Source organism: Paenibacillus sp. oral taxon 786 str. D14 (assembly GCF_000159955.1).
GTDB classification, from domain to species: Bacteria; Bacillota; Bacilli; order Paenibacillales; family Paenibacillaceae; genus Fontibacillus; species Fontibacillus phoenicis.
This window is the reverse complement of the sequence record NZ_GG696004.1, coordinates 1-17,691: the sequence shown is the minus strand read 5'-3', so window position 1 is coordinate 17,691 and position 17,691 is coordinate 1. Positions and strand designations below refer to the sequence as shown.

Here is a 17,691-nt window from a genome sequence, read left to right as displayed (position 1 = left end):
CCTATAACATATGACAATCGCCCAAATAATGAACCAGAAGAGACGTATTTTTACAAAAAAATAAACGCCGCCCCTGAATCCCAGGGACAGCGTTATGCAGCCGGATGAAGCTTGTCCGGCTTTATTCCTCTTCGATTTCCTCTTCCGGCTCTTCGACAACGAGGCGGATGACCTTCACGCGCGTGATGCGCAATCGGCTGGCTTCCTCAACCTCGAATAAGAAGCGGTCAACCTGTTTTCTTTTGCCTTTGGCCGGGGTGCCTTCCAACTCCTTAAACAACCAGCCACCGATGGAGTCCACTTCCTCGTCTTCAATGTCGCTGCCGACCAGTTCATTGACTTCTTCGATCAACAAGCGGCCGTCCACCGAATAGACATCATCCGTTATTTTCTCGATATCCGGACGTTCATCCTCGAACTCGTCATGGAGATCGCCAACGATCTCCTCGAGAATTTCTTCCGCGGTCAGCAGTCCGGCCGTTCCGCCGTATTCATCGACGACAAGCGTTACTTGAGAATGCTTCTTCTGCATCAAGCGAAGCACCTGGCTGATTTCCATCGACTCCGGCACGTTCAGGATCGGGCGAACCATCTCCTCCAAACGAAGCGGCTTCTCCGAATCGGGCAGCAGCAGGTCGGTAATATGTACGAACCCGATGATCTGATCCTTATCCTCGACGGCAACCGGATAGCGGGAGTGCTTCGTGTTGGCTACGATTTTCATATTATCTTCCCAGCTCAAATTCGTGTACAAGCAATCCATATCCGTCCGCGGCAGCATGACCTCACGGGCCAGCATGTCGGAGAAGTCGAAAATATTGTCCACCAGCTTCATTTCATCTTTATCGATGACGCCGCTTTTGGCGCTTTGATCCATGAGAATGCGAATTTCTTCCTCGGAATGCGCCGCCTCGCTCTCACTGGCCGGTTCAATTCCAATCAGCCGGAGCGCGCCGTTTGCCGCTGTATTCAAGAGCCAGATCACGGGAAGGAATAAGCGATAAAACATCAACAACGGCCAAGACAGCCATAAGGACGCCGCTTCCGACTTTTGGATCGCCAGCGATTTTGGAGCCAGCTCCCCCATCACAATATGTAAAAACGTAATGATCGCAAAACCGACCGCCACCGAGACCGTGGAGATCAGAGTGGGATCGGTTGCGCCCATCTTATGCATCAGCGGTTCAATTAAAAGCTCGGACACCGCAGGTTCTCCGACCCACCCGAGTCCCAGCGATGCCAGCGTGATGCCAAGCTGTGTCGCCGACAAGTAGGTGTCGAGCCGCTTATTGACCTTCAGTGCGTAATTCGCCCGGCGGTTGCCCTCCCGGGCCAGTTGAGTCAGCCGGGATTGGCGAACCTTCACGAGCGAAAATTCGGCAGCCACAAAGAATCCGTTTAAGAAGACGAGAATTAGGACGATCAGTAAGTTCCATATCAGCTTGCCGATTTCAAAATTGGTATGAGCATCGAGGGCTACCGGCATGTCATACGCCTCTTTTCTAGTTTAGTTCTACTTATAGAGCAGCCGCTTTACGCGATTTAAAATCCGTATCTTGATAATACATGTCCGCAACCAAGAGATTCGGGCCGCAGCAACCAGCCGCATCGCAGTGGCAGTTGACCTTCTGGTTTAATGGATGCTCCGTCAGCCAGCGGCTGAAGATCTCGTCCAGCTTCCCTTCCCGCACATTGCCAAAGGCCGGGATGGCAGCAAAATCCGTTACAAAGACATCCCCGGTGAACATATTCACATTTACGCGGTTACGTCCATCCGGATCATTGCGAACGGTCACGTTAGGCTCTTTCCGCAGCCTGCGCAGCAGCTGCAAGTCTTCTTCATTCCCGTTACAAGCAAAGAAAGGCAGCGTTCCGAACAGCATCCATACGTCCGGATCCCGAGCGTCCAGCAGCGAGTGGATCGCCGCTCGCATATCGCTTAACGCCAGCACAGGCAACCCTTCGGCAAAATCGGCCGCATACATCGGATGGACCTCATGTCTTTTGCAGCCCATTTCTACGATCATGCGATGAATCTCCGGCAGTTTGCGGTGCGTCCGATAGTTAATCATCGACTCGGCAGACACGAACATGCCCGCTTCGCTGAGTTTGCGTGTGTTCTCAATCATCGTCTCGTACATTTTATAAGCGACCTCCGGCTTGACCGGGTGTCCGCTGCGAGCGAATCCGATCTCATGGAAATCGCGTTCGCTTGTATAGTTAAACGAGATGTGCATCACATCCAAATAAGGAAGCAGCTTCTCGTAACGTTCATAGTCTAATGTCAGATTGGAATTGATTTGCGAACGAATCCCGCGCTCCTTGGCGTATTTCAGCAGCGGGATAATTTTCTCCTCCACGGTTTGGCGCCGAAATGTCGGCTCGCCGCCCGTGATACTAATCGTCTGCAAATGTTCAACTTCATCCAGCGCCTTCAGAATCAGCGGCAGCGGAAGCTGCTCGGGTTCCTTCAGCACGAGACTGTCGCCAACCGCGCAGTGCTCGCAACGCATATTGCATAAATTCGTTACCGTCAGCTCGACGCTGGTTAAGGCATGCCGACCAAACTCCCGCAGGGACAAAATCGGGTCCCATGGATCATAACTCGGGCTGATCGGCCGAATGCCTTCATTTATCGTTATCGTCTGTTTTCTCATTATCCACTACCACCATTTCTATTCCGTCCGCTCCCGCAATCCGGATGGAGTGCGAAAGCGGACATATCTACTGTCGTAAGATGACGTTTCTCCCGTCCTCATTATAAATCTTTTTCCTGGATTTCATTCCAGCTTGAAATACTGCCCGCCCTTGAAGTGTATTAACGCATAATAAAGATCCAGAACAAGGCGGCCAAAACAAACCGATAATAAGCAAAATGGCGAAGCTGCACCTTTTGGATGAGCTTTAAGAACGCCAGTACGACCACATAGGCCACAACAAAAGCAACCACAAAACCGATCAAGAAATACCCGATCGTTTCGGACGTCAAATAGCGGTACGAATCCAGCATTTCGTAAGCGGACACCGCACACATGATCGGGATGGCGATAAGGAACGAGAAGTCGGCAGCCGCTTTGTAGCTGGCACCGCTCAGCATCCCGCCGGCAATCGTCGAGCCGGACCGGGAGAAGCCGGGCCAGAGCACGGAGATACACTGATACAACCCGATCAGAAGCGCTTGTTTATAGGTCAGCTGATCCATTTCTTGCGCAGTAACCTCCGCTTTGTTCTTATTAAACCATTCGGCGAAGATCATGAATAGGCCGCCAACGACAAGCGCCCACAATACCGTCTGCGAGCTGAACAGGCCTTTGATAAAATCGCGGAAGAAAAATCCGACAGCCAGCGCCGGCACAATCCCCAGCAGAATATGGATTAAATTAAGACGGCCCTTCGGGGCGTTCAGGTCAACGACCGTTATTTTTTTGCTTAAGCCAAGCAGATTTAAGATCCGTTCCCGGTAAACCCAGGCCATGGCAAGGATCGCCCCAAGCTGAATGACGATTTCAAAGGTCTTCATCTCCGGCGACTGATCATCGTATCCCATCAGCTTGGCAGTTAATATCATGTGTCCCGTCGACGAGACCGGAATAAACTCGGTTAAACCTTCCACAATGGCTAAAATAATCGAGACAATAAGACTCATTCGTTCCTCCTGATCGAGTGTGACTTCGCGCTATAGTTATTCTACTTTTTTCCACCGGGATTGAAAACAGGTATCCACTGCGCCGGCCGTCTGCAGTTCAAAGCGGAGCAGATCGCGCAAAAATTCAGGGAGCATATAACGCTTCTCCGTCCCCCGCTTTAATCGTTCATAACCGACGCCAAAGGTGAACATATCCAGCGTGCCTACGAGATACGTCTGGTCGCTCCGCAATGGCTTGCCCGCAACGCTTGCCCGGATGATCCGCTCGAAAGGGGGAGCGTCAGGGTTGTATTCAATCTCCAATCCGTCAACGCAAATGCCGCCAAGCACCTTTCCCCGAAAGCCAAATCCCATAATGAATTTACCCCTCTTCTCCTCAAGCAGCGATTCCTCCAGACTTGCCAAAATATCTTCCCCAGACAGCCGCATCGTACAAGGGTTAATCGGCGAAGGGCAACGTTCATGCAGCATTCCTTCGCTGATCTCTCCAGCCGGCAGGCTAGCGAGCAACTGACCGCTGTTCACCAGAGAAAATTCGCTGTTGGTATGACGGCGCACCGCTTGAGCCAGCAGATTGCCAAACGGAGATTCTGCCTCGTAGGACACCGGCAGCTCGCGATCCGTCACCGCAACCGTGCGATTCAACCGGAGCTTTGCTGCTTCTCTCTGCAAGGCGATGGCCGTCTCCACCTGCTCCAGCTTCGGCCCTTCCCGGACAGGCAGGCAAACCCCGTCCATCGATAACCGTCCGGTTACGGCCTCCCGGAGAACAACAACCTTCCCTAAGTAGTTACCGAACTTCCCTGCAGCCGTAACCATCGTTGATCCGATGCGCAGCGGCTCCTCCAGCAAATGATGGGTATGCCCGCCGATGATCAGGTCGATGCCCGGTACCGTCTCGGCCAGCTGCTGATCCATCGGCAGGCCTAAATGGGACATCACAATGACCAGATCCACCTCATCGCGCAGCTGACTTACATCCCTGGCGATCGTTTCCAGCGGATTCAGGGATTCCAAGCCCAGCAGCTCATAGAACTCAGCAAACGCAGCCGTCGCAGCCACCAGCCCAATCTTAAACCCCTGCTTGTGCACGACCAGACGGCTCTGCATCCACGCTGGGGGCCGTCCCGTCCGCATCTCTACGATATTTCCGCAAACGACGGAGCTGTGCAGGCCGGCGTAGGCCTGGCCCAACATTTCCGGCGTAAAGGTCAGCCCTTCATTATTGCCGATCGTTACCGCATCGTATCCCGTTAGGTTCAGCACGTCCACATTGGCCTGTCCTAAGGTGCCTTCGGTTTCGATCGCCGCCCGGTCCATATGGTCGCCGATATCGAGAAGGAGCGTAGAAGCCGGCGCCTCGGCACGCAACTCATCAATCATCGCCGCGATGCGCCCCATCGTTTCAAAATGGCTGTGAATATCGTTGGTGTAGAGTATCGTTAACGTTTCCTGGTTCGTCTCCGGCATAAGCACTACCTCCTTGCCCTCTCAATCTATTCGGCTTATTCTAAATTTTAGAGTTCAATGTGTATTATATACCTTAAAATTGATCGTTGTCTTGTTATAATGTATATTACTTACAAACTATTCCGAGGAGACTCCTATGAATATTCAAATTGCTCTTTTTGCCGGGTTGGCGGACCGGATCGGTACGTCAACCTTAAGCTTTGCATACCCTTATCCAGAACGTCCAATTACAGCAGCCTCGTTAAAGGAAGCGTTAGCTGAGGCTTATCCCTCAGCAGCTGCGCTGATTTCCGCCTCCTTCGTTGCGGTAAATCAGGAGTACGCTGCAGGCGATACGCCCATCCATGCGGAGGACGAGATCGCACTGATCCCGCCGGTATCCGGCGGAGAATGGAGTTCGAACGATGCTTCGGATCCGGCGGACGATCAACTGTACATCATCACGGAAGAACCGCTGTCCGTGGAGGAGATCACGGCTAAGGTTATCACCCCCGACCATGGCGCCGTTCTAACGTTCACCGGGACTACCCGGGAATGGACGCAAGGTCAACGGACCGTCCATCTCGAATACGAAGCCTATGTGCCGATGGCCTTAGCCAAGCTGCGCCAAATCGGCGCCGAGATCACGGAGCGCTGGCCAGGAACCCGCTGTGCGATTAGCCACCGGATCGGTCGCGTGGATATCGCGGAAATCAGTGTCGTCATCGCCGTATCGGCACCTCACCGGGCCGGATGCTACGAGGCCAGCCGCTACGCGATTGAACGTCTTAAGCAGATTGTCCCGATCTGGAAAAAGGAAATCTGGGAAGACGGTTCGGAGTGGAAGGGCCATGGACTTGGTCCGTGGGACCCTCGTGTACCGGGAGAACACCTCCTTTCGGGTGATTGACAAACCTAACAATTTCGTTGTCAACCCATTTGTTTCCTGATATGATTAAGAAAAACAGGAAGATTACGAGGTGTCATCGTCTTTGAAAGTACATATTATGGAGCTCAGTCCAGGCGACCGTCTCCAACATGACGTATTTAATCATTTCGGCGTTTTTGTTTTGCAGAAAGGCTGTGAATTGAGCAGCGATTCCATCGTTAAGCTAATGCAGCATGGGATCGACTACGTAGATATCGAACCGCAAACCTTAGACGCCGAATTCCCTTCGGATCCTGCCTTCCGGGCCAAGCCATATATGGATGAAGCCGTTGACGGTTTCGAGGAACTGTTCCTGAAAGCGCTAACGAACGGGACGATCGACGAAGCGAAAGTGGACAAGCTGTTAGAGCCGATGATCTCAGAACTGGATAACCAGAAGGACGTCGTCTCTTTATTGCTGATGATTGGTGACGGTGACAATTATACTTACCATCATTCCATGCAAGTCGGCATGCTCAGTTATTATATCGCCTCCTGGTTAGGGTATCCTAAGGAAGAAGCCTACAAGGCTGGGAAAGCCGGCTACTTGATCGATATCGGCAAGAGCAAGGTCCCACAGAGCATTTTATCCAAGCCCGGCAAGCTGACGCCGGAGGAATTCGAAGAAGTGAAGCGTCATTCCGAATACGGTCATGACATTATTCTCAATTCTACCGGAGACGAGCTTTCGGCCTTGGTGGCGCTGCAGCATCACGAACGGGAGGACGGCAGCGGTTATCCGCATGGCTTAACAAGCAAGGATATCCATCCGTTCGCCAAGATCGCCGCGGTTGCAGACGTGTATGCGGCGATGACCTCCAACCGGGTCTACCGCTCGAAGCAGGAGCTGCTGTCCGTGCTGCGCGAGTTAAACAGCCTTAGCTTCGGCCAGTTGAGCCCGGAGCCAACGCAAGCATTGATCCGTCATCTGTTGCCGAACTTCATCGGCAAGAAAGTGATGCTGAGCACCGGCGAGATCGGTTCTATCGTCATGACGAATCAAACGGACTTCTTCCGTCCGCTGGTCAAGACGGATTCCCGATTTGTCGACCTGTCCAAAGAACGCGAAACCTCAATCGCAGAAGTATATCTCTAATACGGAATTCTCCCGGGCCTGCACAGGACCCGGGTTTTATTTTGCCTTAAGCCTTGGCGATCGGCTCTTACGCATTCGCCCAACCAACTTATGCCTACCCGTCATACACTAGCAAAAAACAACGGGAGGCGCGCCTACATGCCCAATTACCGCATCATCGTGGATATATCGGATCGCATGCTGTACCTGCTGGATAACAACAACGTCGTACGTGGGTTTCCGGTTGGGATCGGAACCATGCTCACGCAAACCCCTGTAGGGTCGTATACCATCGTCAACAAAGCCCCCAATCCCGGCGGGCCGTTTGGCGCCTATTGGATGGGCTTGTCCAAGCCCCATTACGGGATCCACGGCACTGATGATCCTTCCTCCATCGGCAAAGAGGTTTCACACGGGTGTATCCGAATGTATAACCCGGACGTCATCGAGCTAGCCCGGATCGTGCCGATCGGAACCAGCGTAACGATCCGCCAGTAGAGCCCAACCACGCAAAAAAAAGGAGAAGTCCCGCTCAGGGGCTTCTCCTTTCGTTTGGCCTAAACTTTTAACCGATCGAGCCTTCCATCTCAAATTTGATCAAGCGGTTCATCTCTACCGCATATTCCATCGGCAGCTCTTTCGTGAACGGCTCGATAAAGCCCATAACGATCATTTGCGTTGCTTCTTCTTCGGTCAGACCGCGGCTCATCAGATAGAAGAGCTGCTCCTCCGACACCTTCGATACGGTCGCCTCATGCTCCAGCGTGATATTGTCGTTCATGATCTCGTTGTATGGGATCGTATCCGACGTCGACTCGTTATCGAGAATCAGCGTATCGCATTTGATGTTCGATTTCGCGCCTTCCGCTTGTCGGCCGAAGGAAGCGAGACCGCGGTAAGTAACCTTACCGCCATGTTTGGAAATCGACTTCGACACGATCGTCGACGTTGTATCCGGCGCCAGGTGGATCATTTTCGCACCGGCATCCTGAAGCTGACCTTTGCCGGCAACGGCGATGGACAGCACGCTGCCTTTCGCGCCGCGGCCTTTCAAGATAACGGCTGGGTACTTCATCGTCAACTTCGAGCCGATATTGCCGTCAACCCATTCCATCGTTGCGTTCTCTTCGGCTACCGCACGTTTCGTAACCAGGTTATAGATGTTTGGTGCCCAGTTCTGGATCGTCGTGTATCGAACGCGAGCGTCCTTCTTCACGATGATTTCCACGACCGCGCTATGCAGCGAGTTCGTGCTGTAAATCGGCGCCGTGCAGCCTTCGGTGTAATGCACAAAGCTGCCTTCGTCGGCGATGATCAGCGTACGTTCAAATTGTCCCATGTTCTCCGAGTTGATCCGGAAATAAGCCTGCAGCGGCACTTCGCATTTCACGCCTTTTGGCACGTAAATGAAGCTGCCCCCGGACCATACGGCGCTGTTCAGAGCCGCAAACTTGTTGTCCGCAGCAGGAACTACCGTACCGAAGTACTCTTTGAACAGTTCCGGATACTCACGCAATGCGGAATCCGTATCCATGAAGATAACCCCTTGATCTTCCAGGTCCTTCTGAATGCTATGGTATACGACCTCCGACTCGTATTGCGCGGAGACGCCGGCCAGGAACTTCTGCTCGGCCTCTGGAATCCCCAGCTTATCAAACGTTTCTTTGATTTCTGCCGGGACTTCTTCCCACGTCTTACCTTGTTTCTCAGATGGTTTCACGTAGTATTGAATATCGTTAAAATCGAGCTCGCTCAAATCTCCGCCCCAACGCGGCAACGGCATTTTCTCGAACTGCTCAAGCGATTTGAGGCGGAAATTAAGCATCCACTCCGGCTCGCCTTTAATACGGGAGATTTCCGTTACGATTTCACGGGTCAAGCCTTTACCGGATTGAAAGATCGCCTTGTGTTCATCCCGGAAACCGTATTTATACTCTTCTAATTCCGGTGCTTTTTTGGCCATGTTCGGCTACCTCCTCAGGGGATTAGATTTCCGCTTGGATTCCTTTTTTCAGCGCATTCCAAGCTAACGTAGCGCATTTGATGCGGGCAGGAAATTTTCTAACGCCGGATAAGGCCTCAAGATCTTCATAGTCGTCAAACTCCACCGTTTCTCCCATCATCAGCCGGGAGAACCGTCCAGCTAGCTCCATCGCGTCCTCGATCGTCCGTCCTTTGACGGCCTCCGTCATCATCGAAGCCGACGACATGCTGATGGAGCAGCCTTCCCCGGTAAAGCGGGCGTCCTTGACGACGTCTCCTTCCACAATCAACTGCAAGGAAATGCGGTCGCCGCAGGTCGGATTGTTCAAATCGACCGTCAGCGCGCCTTCCTCAAACTTCCCGCGGTTCCGCGGATTTTTATAATGATCCATTATGACACGGCGGTATAAATCGTCTAGTTGCATCACCCAAAATACTCCTTTGTTTGGATTAAAGCTTCCGCCAGTCGGTCGATATCCTGTTCCGTATTGTATAAATACAGGCTTGCTCTAGCCGTTGCGCTTGCTTCAAGCCAACGCATCAGCGGCTGGCAGCAGTGGTGACCCGCCCGGATGGCGATCCCGGAAGCATCAAGCACGGTCGCAACATCATGCGGGTGAATGTCCTGCAGATTGAAGGTAATCAGCCCCACTTCGCGCTCGCGCGGTCCATATAGGGCCAGCCCTTCGATTTCTGACAGGCGGTTCATCGCATAAGTGGCAAGCTTGGCCTCGTGCCGGTGAATTTCCTCAAGCCCGATGCCTTCAAGGAAATCGATGGCTGCCGCCAATCCAACCGCACCTGCAATAATCGGCGTCCCGCCTTCAAATTTCCAAGGAAGCTCCTTCCAGCTTGATTCATACAATCCGACATCGTCGATCATTTCTCCGCCGTATTCGATCGGCTCCATGGCTTCCAGCAGATGCTTCTTTCCATAGAGTACCCCAATTCCAGTTGGTGCGCACATTTTGTGGCCGGAAAAAGCATAAAAATCAGCATCCAGCTCCTGTACGTTAACCTTCATGTGCGGGGTGCTCTGCGCGCCGTCAACAACCATAACCGCCCCGTTGCGATGAGCAATCGCCGCGAGCTCCTTGACGGGATTAACAACGCCCAGGACGTTGGATACGTAGGCGGTCGCCACGATCTTCGTCTTGGGAGTAATCGTCTTCTCCGCATCCGCCAAATCGATATGACCGTCCGGCTGCAGCGGGATATATTTCAATACAGCTTTCTTCTTCAACGCCAATTGCTGCCAAGGAATCAAATTGCTATGATGCTCCATCGGAGTAATGACGATTTCGTCGCCTTCACCGACATTCGCCGCTCCGTAAGAGGATGCAACCAAATTCAGCGACGTCGTTGTGCCCCGGGTAAAAATAATCTCTTCCCGGCGCGCAGCCCCGATAAATCGGGCTACCTTCTCGCGGGCGTTCTCGTAAGCATCAGTCGCCCGGCTGCCCAGCGTGTGGACGCCGCGATGCACGTTCGCATTATCCCATTCGTAATAATGCTTTAATGCTTCGATCACGACGGCCGGCTTCTGCGAGGAAGCCGCGCTGTCGAGATAAACGAGCGGATGCCCGTTTATCTCTTGCTGCAGAATCGGGAATTGCTTCTTGAGCTCTTCAGCATGGATACTCATTGTCCCAGCTTCCTTTCCACCAGACCTTGCAGTTGCTTCTGCAACGGTTCCAGCGGGATATCCGAAACCACCGGCGCCAAGAAGCCGTAGATCACCAAGCGTTCCGCCTCTGCACGGGTAATCCCGCGGGACATCAAGTAGTAAATTTGTTCCGGGTTCACCTGCCCAACGGAAGCGGCGTGTCCTGCGGAAACGTCATCTTCGTCAATCAGCAGAATCGGGTTGGCGTCACCGCGGGCTTTCGGGCTCAGCATGAGCACTTTCTCGGTTTGCTGGCCGTCCGCTTTCGTGGCACCTTTCTCGATTTTCGTGATCCCGTTAATAATCGCCGTAGCTTCTTCCCGCATCACCGCGCGGGTAATCATTTGGCTGTTCGAGCTCTTCCCGTAATGTACGGCCTTCGTCGTATAGTTCAAACGTTGTTTCCCCGAACCAACGGCGATGACCTTCGCATCAGAGTTCGAGCCGTTCCCTTTCAAGATCGACAGCGTTTCGCTTGCCGAATCGCCATTGTTCATCTCGCCGATGATCCATTCGATGCTGCCGTCATTCTCAACAACGGCGCGGCGATATGTCACATCCGTCGCTTGCTCGGCCAAATGGTGCACCGTAGCGAATTGGACTTTGGCGCCCGGCTTCACGATTACTTCGGCTGCACCGTTATGCACGATGCTTCCATTCAGATTCACAGAAATATAGTTATCCACGTAGGTGACTTGGCTGTTCGTGTCCGCCACGATCAGGACGTGAGGCGTGAACGCAGAACCTGCATCATCCAACAGGAAAATCGTTTGCAGCGGCGTATCAATCACCACGTTCTTCGGAACGTACAGGAAAACCCCGCCATTCCACAACGCGGCATGCAAAGCTGCCAGCCGATTCTCGTCCGGCTTGATCACGCTGTGCAGGTGCGCCTTCACCAGATCCCCATGCTCCCGCACGGCGGTCTCCAAATCGGTGAAGATCACCCCTTGGCTCGCCAGCTCCGGTGCCAACTTAGTAAATACGGTATCTGCATTCCGTTGAACAAGCAAATTGCTCTGCTCAGTCAAGTCCACCAACGATTGGATGCTGTCAGGCAACTGCTGCGGATTTTCAACCCGAGCTTCAGCAAGCGTTCCAAAGTTGCTCAAATCCCAGCGGTCAATCCGCGTCTTCTCCAATTGAGGCAGTTCCAGTTCCGCCGCCAGCTGCAGCGCCTTCGTCCGGCTGTCCGTCAGCCAGTCCGGTTCGCCGCGCTTCGCGGACAGTTGTTTCAATTGCTCCGCTTCTACCGGAAGTACGGTTTGTGTCGTCATTCTCTACTCCTCCTTCCGTTTAGGCTTCTTGACCAACTGTTTCGTCCACGATACCCAGCTCTTCCTTGACCCAATCGTAACCTTCCGCTTCCAGGCGCTCGGCAAGCTCAGGACCGCCGGATTTCACGATGCGGCCTTGCATCATCACGTGAACGTAGTCCGGTTTGATATAGTTTAACAGACGTTGGTAGTGGGTAATAATCAAGAAGCCGCGGTCTTCGCTGCGCATGGAGTTTACACCATTCGCCACGATCCGCAAAGCGTCGATGTCAAGACCGGAGTCGATTTCGTCCAGAATGACGATCTTCGGATCCAGCAGCAGCATTTGCAAAATTTCGTTCCGCTTCTTCTCCCCGCCGGAGAAGCCTTCGTTCAAATAACGGTGCGCAAACTCTGGATTCATCTCCAGCACTTTCATTTGCTCTTCCATTTGACGAATGAATTTGATCAGGGAGATTTCGTTCCCTTCGCCGCGGCGGGCATTAATGGCACTGCGCAGGAAGTCTGCATTCGTTACGCCAGCGATTTCGCTAGGATATTGCATCGCCAGGAACATACCGGCGCGGGCGCGTTCGTCAACGGCCATCTCCAACACGTCTTCCCCGTTCAGCGTCACTTTACCATCCGTAACTTCATACTTCGGATGGCCCATCAGCGCAGAAGCCAGCGTACTTTTCCCGGTTCCGTTTGGTCCCATGATGGCGTGGATTTCCCCGCCTTTTATCTCAAGGTTAATCCCTTTCAGGATCTCCTTCTCCTCGATTGTTGCTTTCAAACCCTCAACTACAAAATGCGTTGCCATGTAACTGCTCCTTCCATTCACGAAAATTAACGTTATTTGCTTAGGGCCGCCGCCCTTGTTCTTGCCATTATATCATAACAATTATCACATTAGAATAATTCTAAGTGATTCTCACTGATTCTCACTTCATTCTAACCTACTTTATTGGCATAAGCAACGTATGGCGGCGGATGTTCACCGTTATGCAATATCGTTGTCACAGAATGCAAAAGGACCCGGCCCGCGTTTGCGGCCAAGCCCTCTTGGAATGCGTGCTGTCTTCGACTCCGGTAAGAGCTATCAATCCAAATACGCCCGGAGCATCCACATGTGTTTTTCCCATTTGCCAAGATAACCGGTTAACAAATCGCTAGTGACGTTATCCTCCACCTGATCCGCGAGACCAATCCCTTCGTTGTACGCCTCCGTTAAGGTCGCCAGGTCCTCAAGCACATGCTGAACCATCGCCTGCGGCTCCTCCTTCCCGGTTGCCTCCTGAATGGTGGCCAGGTCCAGATACTCTTCCAGCGATGCTGCCGGGTTCCACTTCAGCGCCAGCATTCGCTCGGCAATGGCATCCATTTGTTCAGTAACTTCATTATACAACTCCTCAAATTTGGCGTGCAGCCGAAAGAAATTTGTCCCTTTCACATACCAATGATAGTTGTGCAGCTTCACATAAAGCACGTTCAGGTTGGCAACTTGTTCGTTCAGCAGTTGCTCCAGGCTGGATTTCTTCGTATTCTTTGCTGGTTTGGCTTCCGATTTGGCCATCCTTATCCCCTGCTTTCTTCAATAAAATGTTGTCATTATCTTACCCTGATTCAGGCGGGGTGAAACAAAAGATCCATAGATGTATAGATTTGTGTAAATTTCTTGATGTTTGGGCTATGATTGTTGTCATAGTGGTGCTATTATTATTGAGGATTTTCAACAGAAAAGGATGACCTTTCTCTGCCTAACTTGAAATCACTGTGGGGGAATTATGGAAAATCAAACCGGTCAACATCATAATCAAGAAGAAGTGGGCTATTTATTTAACGTCGAAATTCTAGTCAAAGGGACAACGAACCCGCTGGCTCTGCAAGCGCTGTTGAAGCTGCTGAACGACAGCCCTGACATTATAGATTACCGCATCAACTCCGGAATCGAGCTGGGACGAATTATTGAATCTACCTTAGCTTCCCGCACGCAGTCCCGCATCGAAACCGCCCAAGCCGTCAAGGCTAAGAATAACGGCAAAGAAACGTCTAAACAACCCGCTGTGGTGGAGAAGAAGAAAAGCGAGCCGGCTTCGAGCAACTTCAAGGAGCTGGCGACAAGCGATGAATTCCAAGCCTGGATTCAAAGCTATATTACAGGCAATAAGCTTGTCCGTTTGTACGTCAATCGTAACGGTAAGCGGACGAGTATGCCGTGCCGAATCTTAAATTTCCTTCCGGAAACCTACGCGGTGAGCGTATACCACGTCGACGAGAAGCAGGTATACACGCTAAAGCTGAGCGAGATCATCGACTTTTTGGATACGTAAATCATTTCATTATAAAAGCAGCAAAAAGGGCTGGCGGTTCCTGCAGATGCAGGTTGCGCCAGCCCTTTTAGGGCTTGAATCTCCTTAAGCTTTATGCTCCAGCCCGAGGTGCCGCCTTCCAGGCTTCCAGTGCGAGCAGCAGCCAGCCTGCTAGAAATGATACGCCGCCAAGCGGTGTCACCGGACCAAGCCATCGTAAGTCCAAGGTGGCAAGGCCATATAAGCTGCCTGAAAATAAGATCACGCCGATCAGGAATAACCGTCCGCTCCACAGCAGCCGCTTGGAATCTCCCCACTTCACGGCAAATAACGCGGTCAGCAGCATGGCGATGCCATGAATCATTTGATAATGGACTCCGGTCTCAAAGGTGCCGATTGCTGCCTCCCCGATCCGCTCTTTCAAAATATGGGCGCCAAACGCACCAAACGCCACGGAGAGAAGCATGACAATCGCTCCGATCCCCGCATATTTACGCTGCACTATCGATTTCGCCCCTTTCTGATCATGTCCCATAGCCTTCGTGTCCATCATACCGCAGGGTTTAGCCTGATTTCCACCACCGTTTCAACCAAAAATATCCTTGCAATTTTCAGGAGGATATTTGAAGATGGTCTTGAATAGGTTTACATTACTGTCTATAAAGGAGTTTTGGGATGGATTATCGTCAATCGGAGCAAGATCCTGTATCACCCTATTTTGCCCCCCACGAGCCAACAAACCGGATGAAATTCTCCGGCCCCGGCATCGCCTCCTTCGTACTCAGCTTACTTGCCGTAATTGGCTATATCGCTGCGCTGGCACTGATTATTTCTACAGCGATGGATCTCGTGGACCAGCCTGCGGAGGTCATCGCCGAAGACCTGATGCAGCGAAGCGGGACCGTGCTTGGCGTTCTGCTGTTCCTGATTTCCGGCTTATTGGACTTGATTGGATTGATTCTGGGCATCGTAGGCTTGGCGATCCGTAATCGGAGGAAAGTGTTTGCGATATTAGGCACGATTTTTTCGGTCTTGCCGTTCGTTCTCTTCATCTTGCTAATCGTGCTTGGAAGCCTCACGGCCTAGGATAACGCGGTACCATGTAAGCTTTCCCTCGAATCGGCGGCGTCCATCGCGGACAGCTGCCGAAAGCCCTAAACCCCGCGGGTCTTTGGTCGGTCTTGGGGCTTTTCCTTGTCTTGTTCTTTTTGATAGAATGTATGAAAGTTCATCTTTTACATTACATGTGATTTGCATCAACTACCCAAGGAGACTGCTTATGTCTAAAGTGAAAATTTTTGCGGATAGTACCTCGGATCTGCCAGCCGGTTGGATCGAACGGTATGACATCGGCCTGGTTCCACTTTACGTCGTATTCGGCAATGAAACGTTCCGGGACGGCATCGACATTACCCCGCTCGATATCTATCGCCGAGTGGAGGCCGAGGGACAATTGCCTAAGACAACAGCACCGTCCCCGAAAGATTTTATGAGCGCCTTTGGCCCTTACATCGATCAAGGAATGGACATCGTGTATATCAGCTTGTCGTCCAAGCTGTCGTCCACCTATCAGAACGCGCTAATCGCAGCAGCGGAATTTCCCGAGGGCCGGATTCACATTGTGGATTCCTTGACCCTGTGCAGCGGAATCGGAATGCTCGTCATGAAGGCCGTGCGCCTAGCCGAGAAAGGATGGGGAGCCGCAGAAATCGCTGGACAAGTTGCCGCCTTACGCCCCCAAGTGGTGACGCAGTTTGTCATTGATACGCTGGAATATTTGTACAAAGGCGGTCGCTGCTCCGGCATGCAAAATTTTATCGGCAGCCTGCTGCAAATTCGGCCGGTACTGAAGCTGGTGGACGGGAACATCATCCCGGCTTACAAAGTACGGGGCCGCAAGGAGAAAGCCGTGCAGCTCATGCTTGATCATGCCCTGGCCGACAAGGATCACATGGACGAGGATCTGATCCTGGTCGCGCATACGCTCGCGGAGGAGGAGGCGCATCGGTTGGCCGTGATTTTGCGGGAGCAGACCGGTGTACGAGAAGTCGCCGTTGCGGAAGCCGGCTGCGTGATTTCGAGCCACTGCGGCCCCCATACCGTCGCGATTATGTATACAAGAAAATCGGCGGCTTCATAAGTCCCATAGATAACCATGACGTTTAGGAGGATTTATATGGGTTCCATTAAAATTTTTGCTGACAGCACTTGTGATCTCCCCGCTGAATGGATTGCGCAGTACGACATCGGCATTGTGCCTCTGTATGTTACGTTTTCGGAACAAACCTACAAGGACGGGATCGATCTGACGGTGCCCGAGCTCTACCGGAAAGTCGATGAGACGGGCAAGCTGCCTAAGACGGCGGCACCGTCACCGGCGGATTTTATCGAAGCGTTTCGTCCCCATATTGAGGAAGGCCGGAGAATTCTCTATATCAGCTTGTCCTCAGAGCTGTCCTCAACTTATCAGAATGCGCTGATTGCCGCAGACGAATTTGCCGAAGGGATGGTGACGGTGTTCGATTCCCTGAATTTATCGACCGGCATCGGTCTGCAGGTGATGAAAGCCGTTAACGCCGCTGCAGAAGGCAAGAGCGTTGAGGAAATCGTTGCCCTGCTGACGGCCGTTCGTCCGCAGGTCGAGACCGAATTTGTCATCGATTCGCTGGATTATCTGTATAAGGGCGGCCGCTGCTCCGGTATGCAGAACATCGTTGGCAGCCTGCTGAAAATCCGGCCCGTCATCAAGGTCGAGAACGGAAAAATGACTCCGGCTTACAAAATCCGCGGCAGCCGGGAAAAAGCGCTGGATCAGCTGTTAAACAATGCGCTTAGCCATCTATCCGAGATGGATAAAGATCTTATCTTCGTGACGCACTCTTTGGCAGATGAGGACGCGAAGGTGCTGAAGGAAGCGTTAGAGGCCAAAACGAATGCCCGCCAGGTTGCGGTGTCCAACGCCGGCTGCGTCATCTCCAGCCACTGCGGCGCCAAAACGATCGGCATTTTATACACGAAGAAGCTCGCCTAGCGGAATATTAAAAAAGGGATGGCCAGAGGGATTCAGTCCTTCTGGCCTTCCCTTTTTGCGTGTGCCCGACAGCAGCTCCCGCAGCAGCTGAAGGTCCCGGGTCAAGGCAACAATCATGTCCTTCAGCTGCGTTTGAGCTCCAGCGCCTTCTCCTGTTCCCCCTACTCAGGCAGCGTGCGAGCAGCTCCGTTAGTTCCTTGGCCTCCTCCAGCACCGCTTCATGAATTAATGCATGGCTGTCCACGTTTCTTAAAGAGGATCCCGATCTCATGCCTACTCCTCCTTTTGGGGTTGATTTTTATTAGGGTTCACTGTGCATTTCCAATTTATTCCGACCTTGGGGCA

Annotated in this window: 18 protein-coding genes; 7 read left to right on the top strand and 11 right to left on the bottom strand. The window is 52.4% G+C overall.

Going from position 1 to position 17,691, the window contains the following annotated elements; all coding sequences use genetic code 11:
- Positions 1 to 121: 121 nt before the first annotated feature.
- The 4 genes from POTG_RS22190 to POTG_RS22175 form a co-directional block, all read right to left on the bottom strand.
- Positions 122 to 1,486: a hemolysin family protein gene (locus tag POTG_RS22190; RefSeq protein ID WP_009227096.1), complete on the bottom strand. Its 1,365-nt coding sequence runs from the start codon at positions 1,484 to 1,486 to the stop codon at positions 122 to 124.
- 31 nt (positions 1,487 to 1,517) lie between these two features.
- Positions 1,518 to 2,657, bottom strand: coding sequence for a radical SAM/CxCxxxxC motif protein YfkAB (yfkAB, locus tag POTG_RS22185; RefSeq protein WP_009227095.1), 1,140 nt, complete (start codon positions 2,655 to 2,657; stop codon positions 1,518 to 1,520).
- 161 nt (positions 2,658 to 2,818) lie between these two features.
- Positions 2,819 to 3,646 carry an undecaprenyl-diphosphate phosphatase gene (locus POTG_RS22180; protein WP_009227094.1) on the bottom strand — a complete coding sequence of 276 codons (828 nt, stop codon included), beginning with the start codon at positions 3,644 to 3,646 and terminating at the stop codon, positions 2,819 to 2,821.
- A 36-nt stretch (positions 3,647 to 3,682) separates the two neighbouring features.
- Entirely contained in the window at positions 3,683 to 5,116 is a 1,434-nt protein-coding gene (locus tag POTG_RS22175; protein ID WP_009227093.1) for a bifunctional metallophosphatase/5'-nucleotidase, read from the bottom strand.
- Between the two features lie 136 nt (positions 5,117 to 5,252).
- On the opposite strand from POTG_RS22175, the gene POTG_RS22170 reads away from it, so the two are divergent.
- The 3 genes from POTG_RS22170 (at position 5,253) to POTG_RS22160 (ending at position 7,596) form a co-directional block, all read left to right on the top strand.
- A complete protein-coding gene (locus POTG_RS22170) occupies positions 5,253 to 6,005 on the top strand; it encodes a molybdenum cofactor biosynthesis protein (protein ID WP_009227092.1) in 753 nt (250 codons plus the stop codon).
- A gap of 82 nt (positions 6,006 to 6,087) precedes the next feature.
- The gene (locus tag POTG_RS22165; RefSeq protein ID WP_028538233.1) at positions 6,088 to 7,119 is read left to right on the top strand and encodes an HD-GYP domain-containing protein; all 1,032 of its coding nucleotides are present in this window, start codon (positions 6,088 to 6,090) and stop codon (positions 7,117 to 7,119) included.
- Between the two features lie 138 nt (positions 7,120 to 7,257).
- Positions 7,258 to 7,596 (top strand): L,D-transpeptidase, encoded by a 339-nt coding sequence (locus tag POTG_RS22160; RefSeq protein WP_009227090.1) that lies wholly within the window; start codon positions 7,258 to 7,260, stop codon positions 7,594 to 7,596.
- Positions 7,597 to 7,663: 67 nt separating this feature from the next.
- Here POTG_RS22160 and sufB read toward each other — a convergent pair whose 3' ends face one another.
- From sufB to POTG_RS22130, 6 genes are all read right to left on the bottom strand, one after another.
- On the bottom strand, positions 7,664 to 9,061 hold the full coding sequence (gene sufB / locus POTG_RS22155) for a Fe-S cluster assembly protein SufB (RefSeq protein ID WP_009227089.1): 1,398 nt from the start codon (positions 9,059 to 9,061) through the stop codon (positions 7,664 to 7,666).
- A gap of 22 nt (positions 9,062 to 9,083) precedes the next feature.
- Positions 9,084 to 9,506 carry a Fe-S cluster assembly sulfur transfer protein SufU gene (gene sufU / locus POTG_RS22150; protein WP_036646693.1) on the bottom strand — a complete coding sequence of 141 codons (423 nt, stop codon included), beginning with the start codon at positions 9,504 to 9,506 and terminating at the stop codon, positions 9,084 to 9,086.
- On the bottom strand, positions 9,506 to 10,726 hold the full coding sequence (locus tag POTG_RS22145; protein WP_009227087.1) for a cysteine desulfurase: 1,221 nt from the start codon (positions 10,724 to 10,726) through the stop codon (positions 9,506 to 9,508). Before POTG_RS22145 ends, sufU begins: the two co-directional genes overlap by 1 nt.
- Positions 10,723 to 12,024: a Fe-S cluster assembly protein SufD gene (gene sufD / locus POTG_RS22140; RefSeq protein WP_009227086.1), complete on the bottom strand. Its 1,302-nt coding sequence runs from the start codon at positions 12,022 to 12,024 to the stop codon at positions 10,723 to 10,725. Before sufD ends, POTG_RS22145 begins: the two co-directional genes overlap by 4 nt.
- Positions 12,025 to 12,043: 19 nt before the next feature.
- Complete coding sequence (gene sufC, locus POTG_RS22135) at positions 12,044 to 12,826, bottom strand: Fe-S cluster assembly ATPase SufC (protein WP_036646691.1); 783 nt, start codon at positions 12,824 to 12,826, stop codon at positions 12,044 to 12,046.
- A 279-nt stretch (positions 12,827 to 13,105) separates the two neighbouring features.
- On the bottom strand, positions 13,106 to 13,579 hold the full coding sequence (locus tag POTG_RS22130) for a Dps family protein (protein ID WP_009227084.1): 474 nt from the start codon (positions 13,577 to 13,579) through the stop codon (positions 13,106 to 13,108).
- Positions 13,580 to 13,790: 211 nt separating this feature from the next.
- On the opposite strand from POTG_RS22130, the gene POTG_RS22125 reads away from it, so the two are divergent.
- Positions 13,791 to 14,336, top strand: a complete 546-nt coding sequence (locus POTG_RS22125; protein WP_009227083.1) for a hypothetical protein — start codon at positions 13,791 to 13,793, stop codon at positions 14,334 to 14,336.
- Positions 14,337 to 14,427: 91 nt separating this feature from the next.
- Here POTG_RS22125 and POTG_RS22120 read toward each other — a convergent pair whose 3' ends face one another.
- Entirely contained in the window at positions 14,428 to 14,868 is a 441-nt protein-coding gene (locus POTG_RS22120) for a DUF423 domain-containing protein (RefSeq protein ID WP_009227082.1), read from the bottom strand.
- 122 nt (positions 14,869 to 14,990) lie between these two features.
- Between POTG_RS22120 and POTG_RS22115 the strand changes: the two genes are divergently transcribed.
- The 3 genes from POTG_RS22115 (at position 14,991) to POTG_RS22105 (ending at position 17,346) form a co-directional block, all read left to right on the top strand.
- Entirely contained in the window at positions 14,991 to 15,401 is a 411-nt protein-coding gene (locus POTG_RS22115; protein ID WP_009227081.1) for a hypothetical protein, read from the top strand.
- Positions 15,402 to 15,594: 193 nt separating this feature from the next.
- Entirely contained in the window at positions 15,595 to 16,455 is an 861-nt protein-coding gene (locus tag POTG_RS22110) for a DegV family protein (RefSeq protein ID WP_009227080.1), read from the top strand.
- Between the two features lie 36 nt (positions 16,456 to 16,491).
- Positions 16,492 to 17,346, top strand: coding sequence for a DegV family protein (locus tag POTG_RS22105; RefSeq protein WP_009227079.1), 855 nt, complete (start codon positions 16,492 to 16,494; stop codon positions 17,344 to 17,346).
- The last annotated feature ends 345 nt before the right edge of the window (positions 17,347 to 17,691 follow it).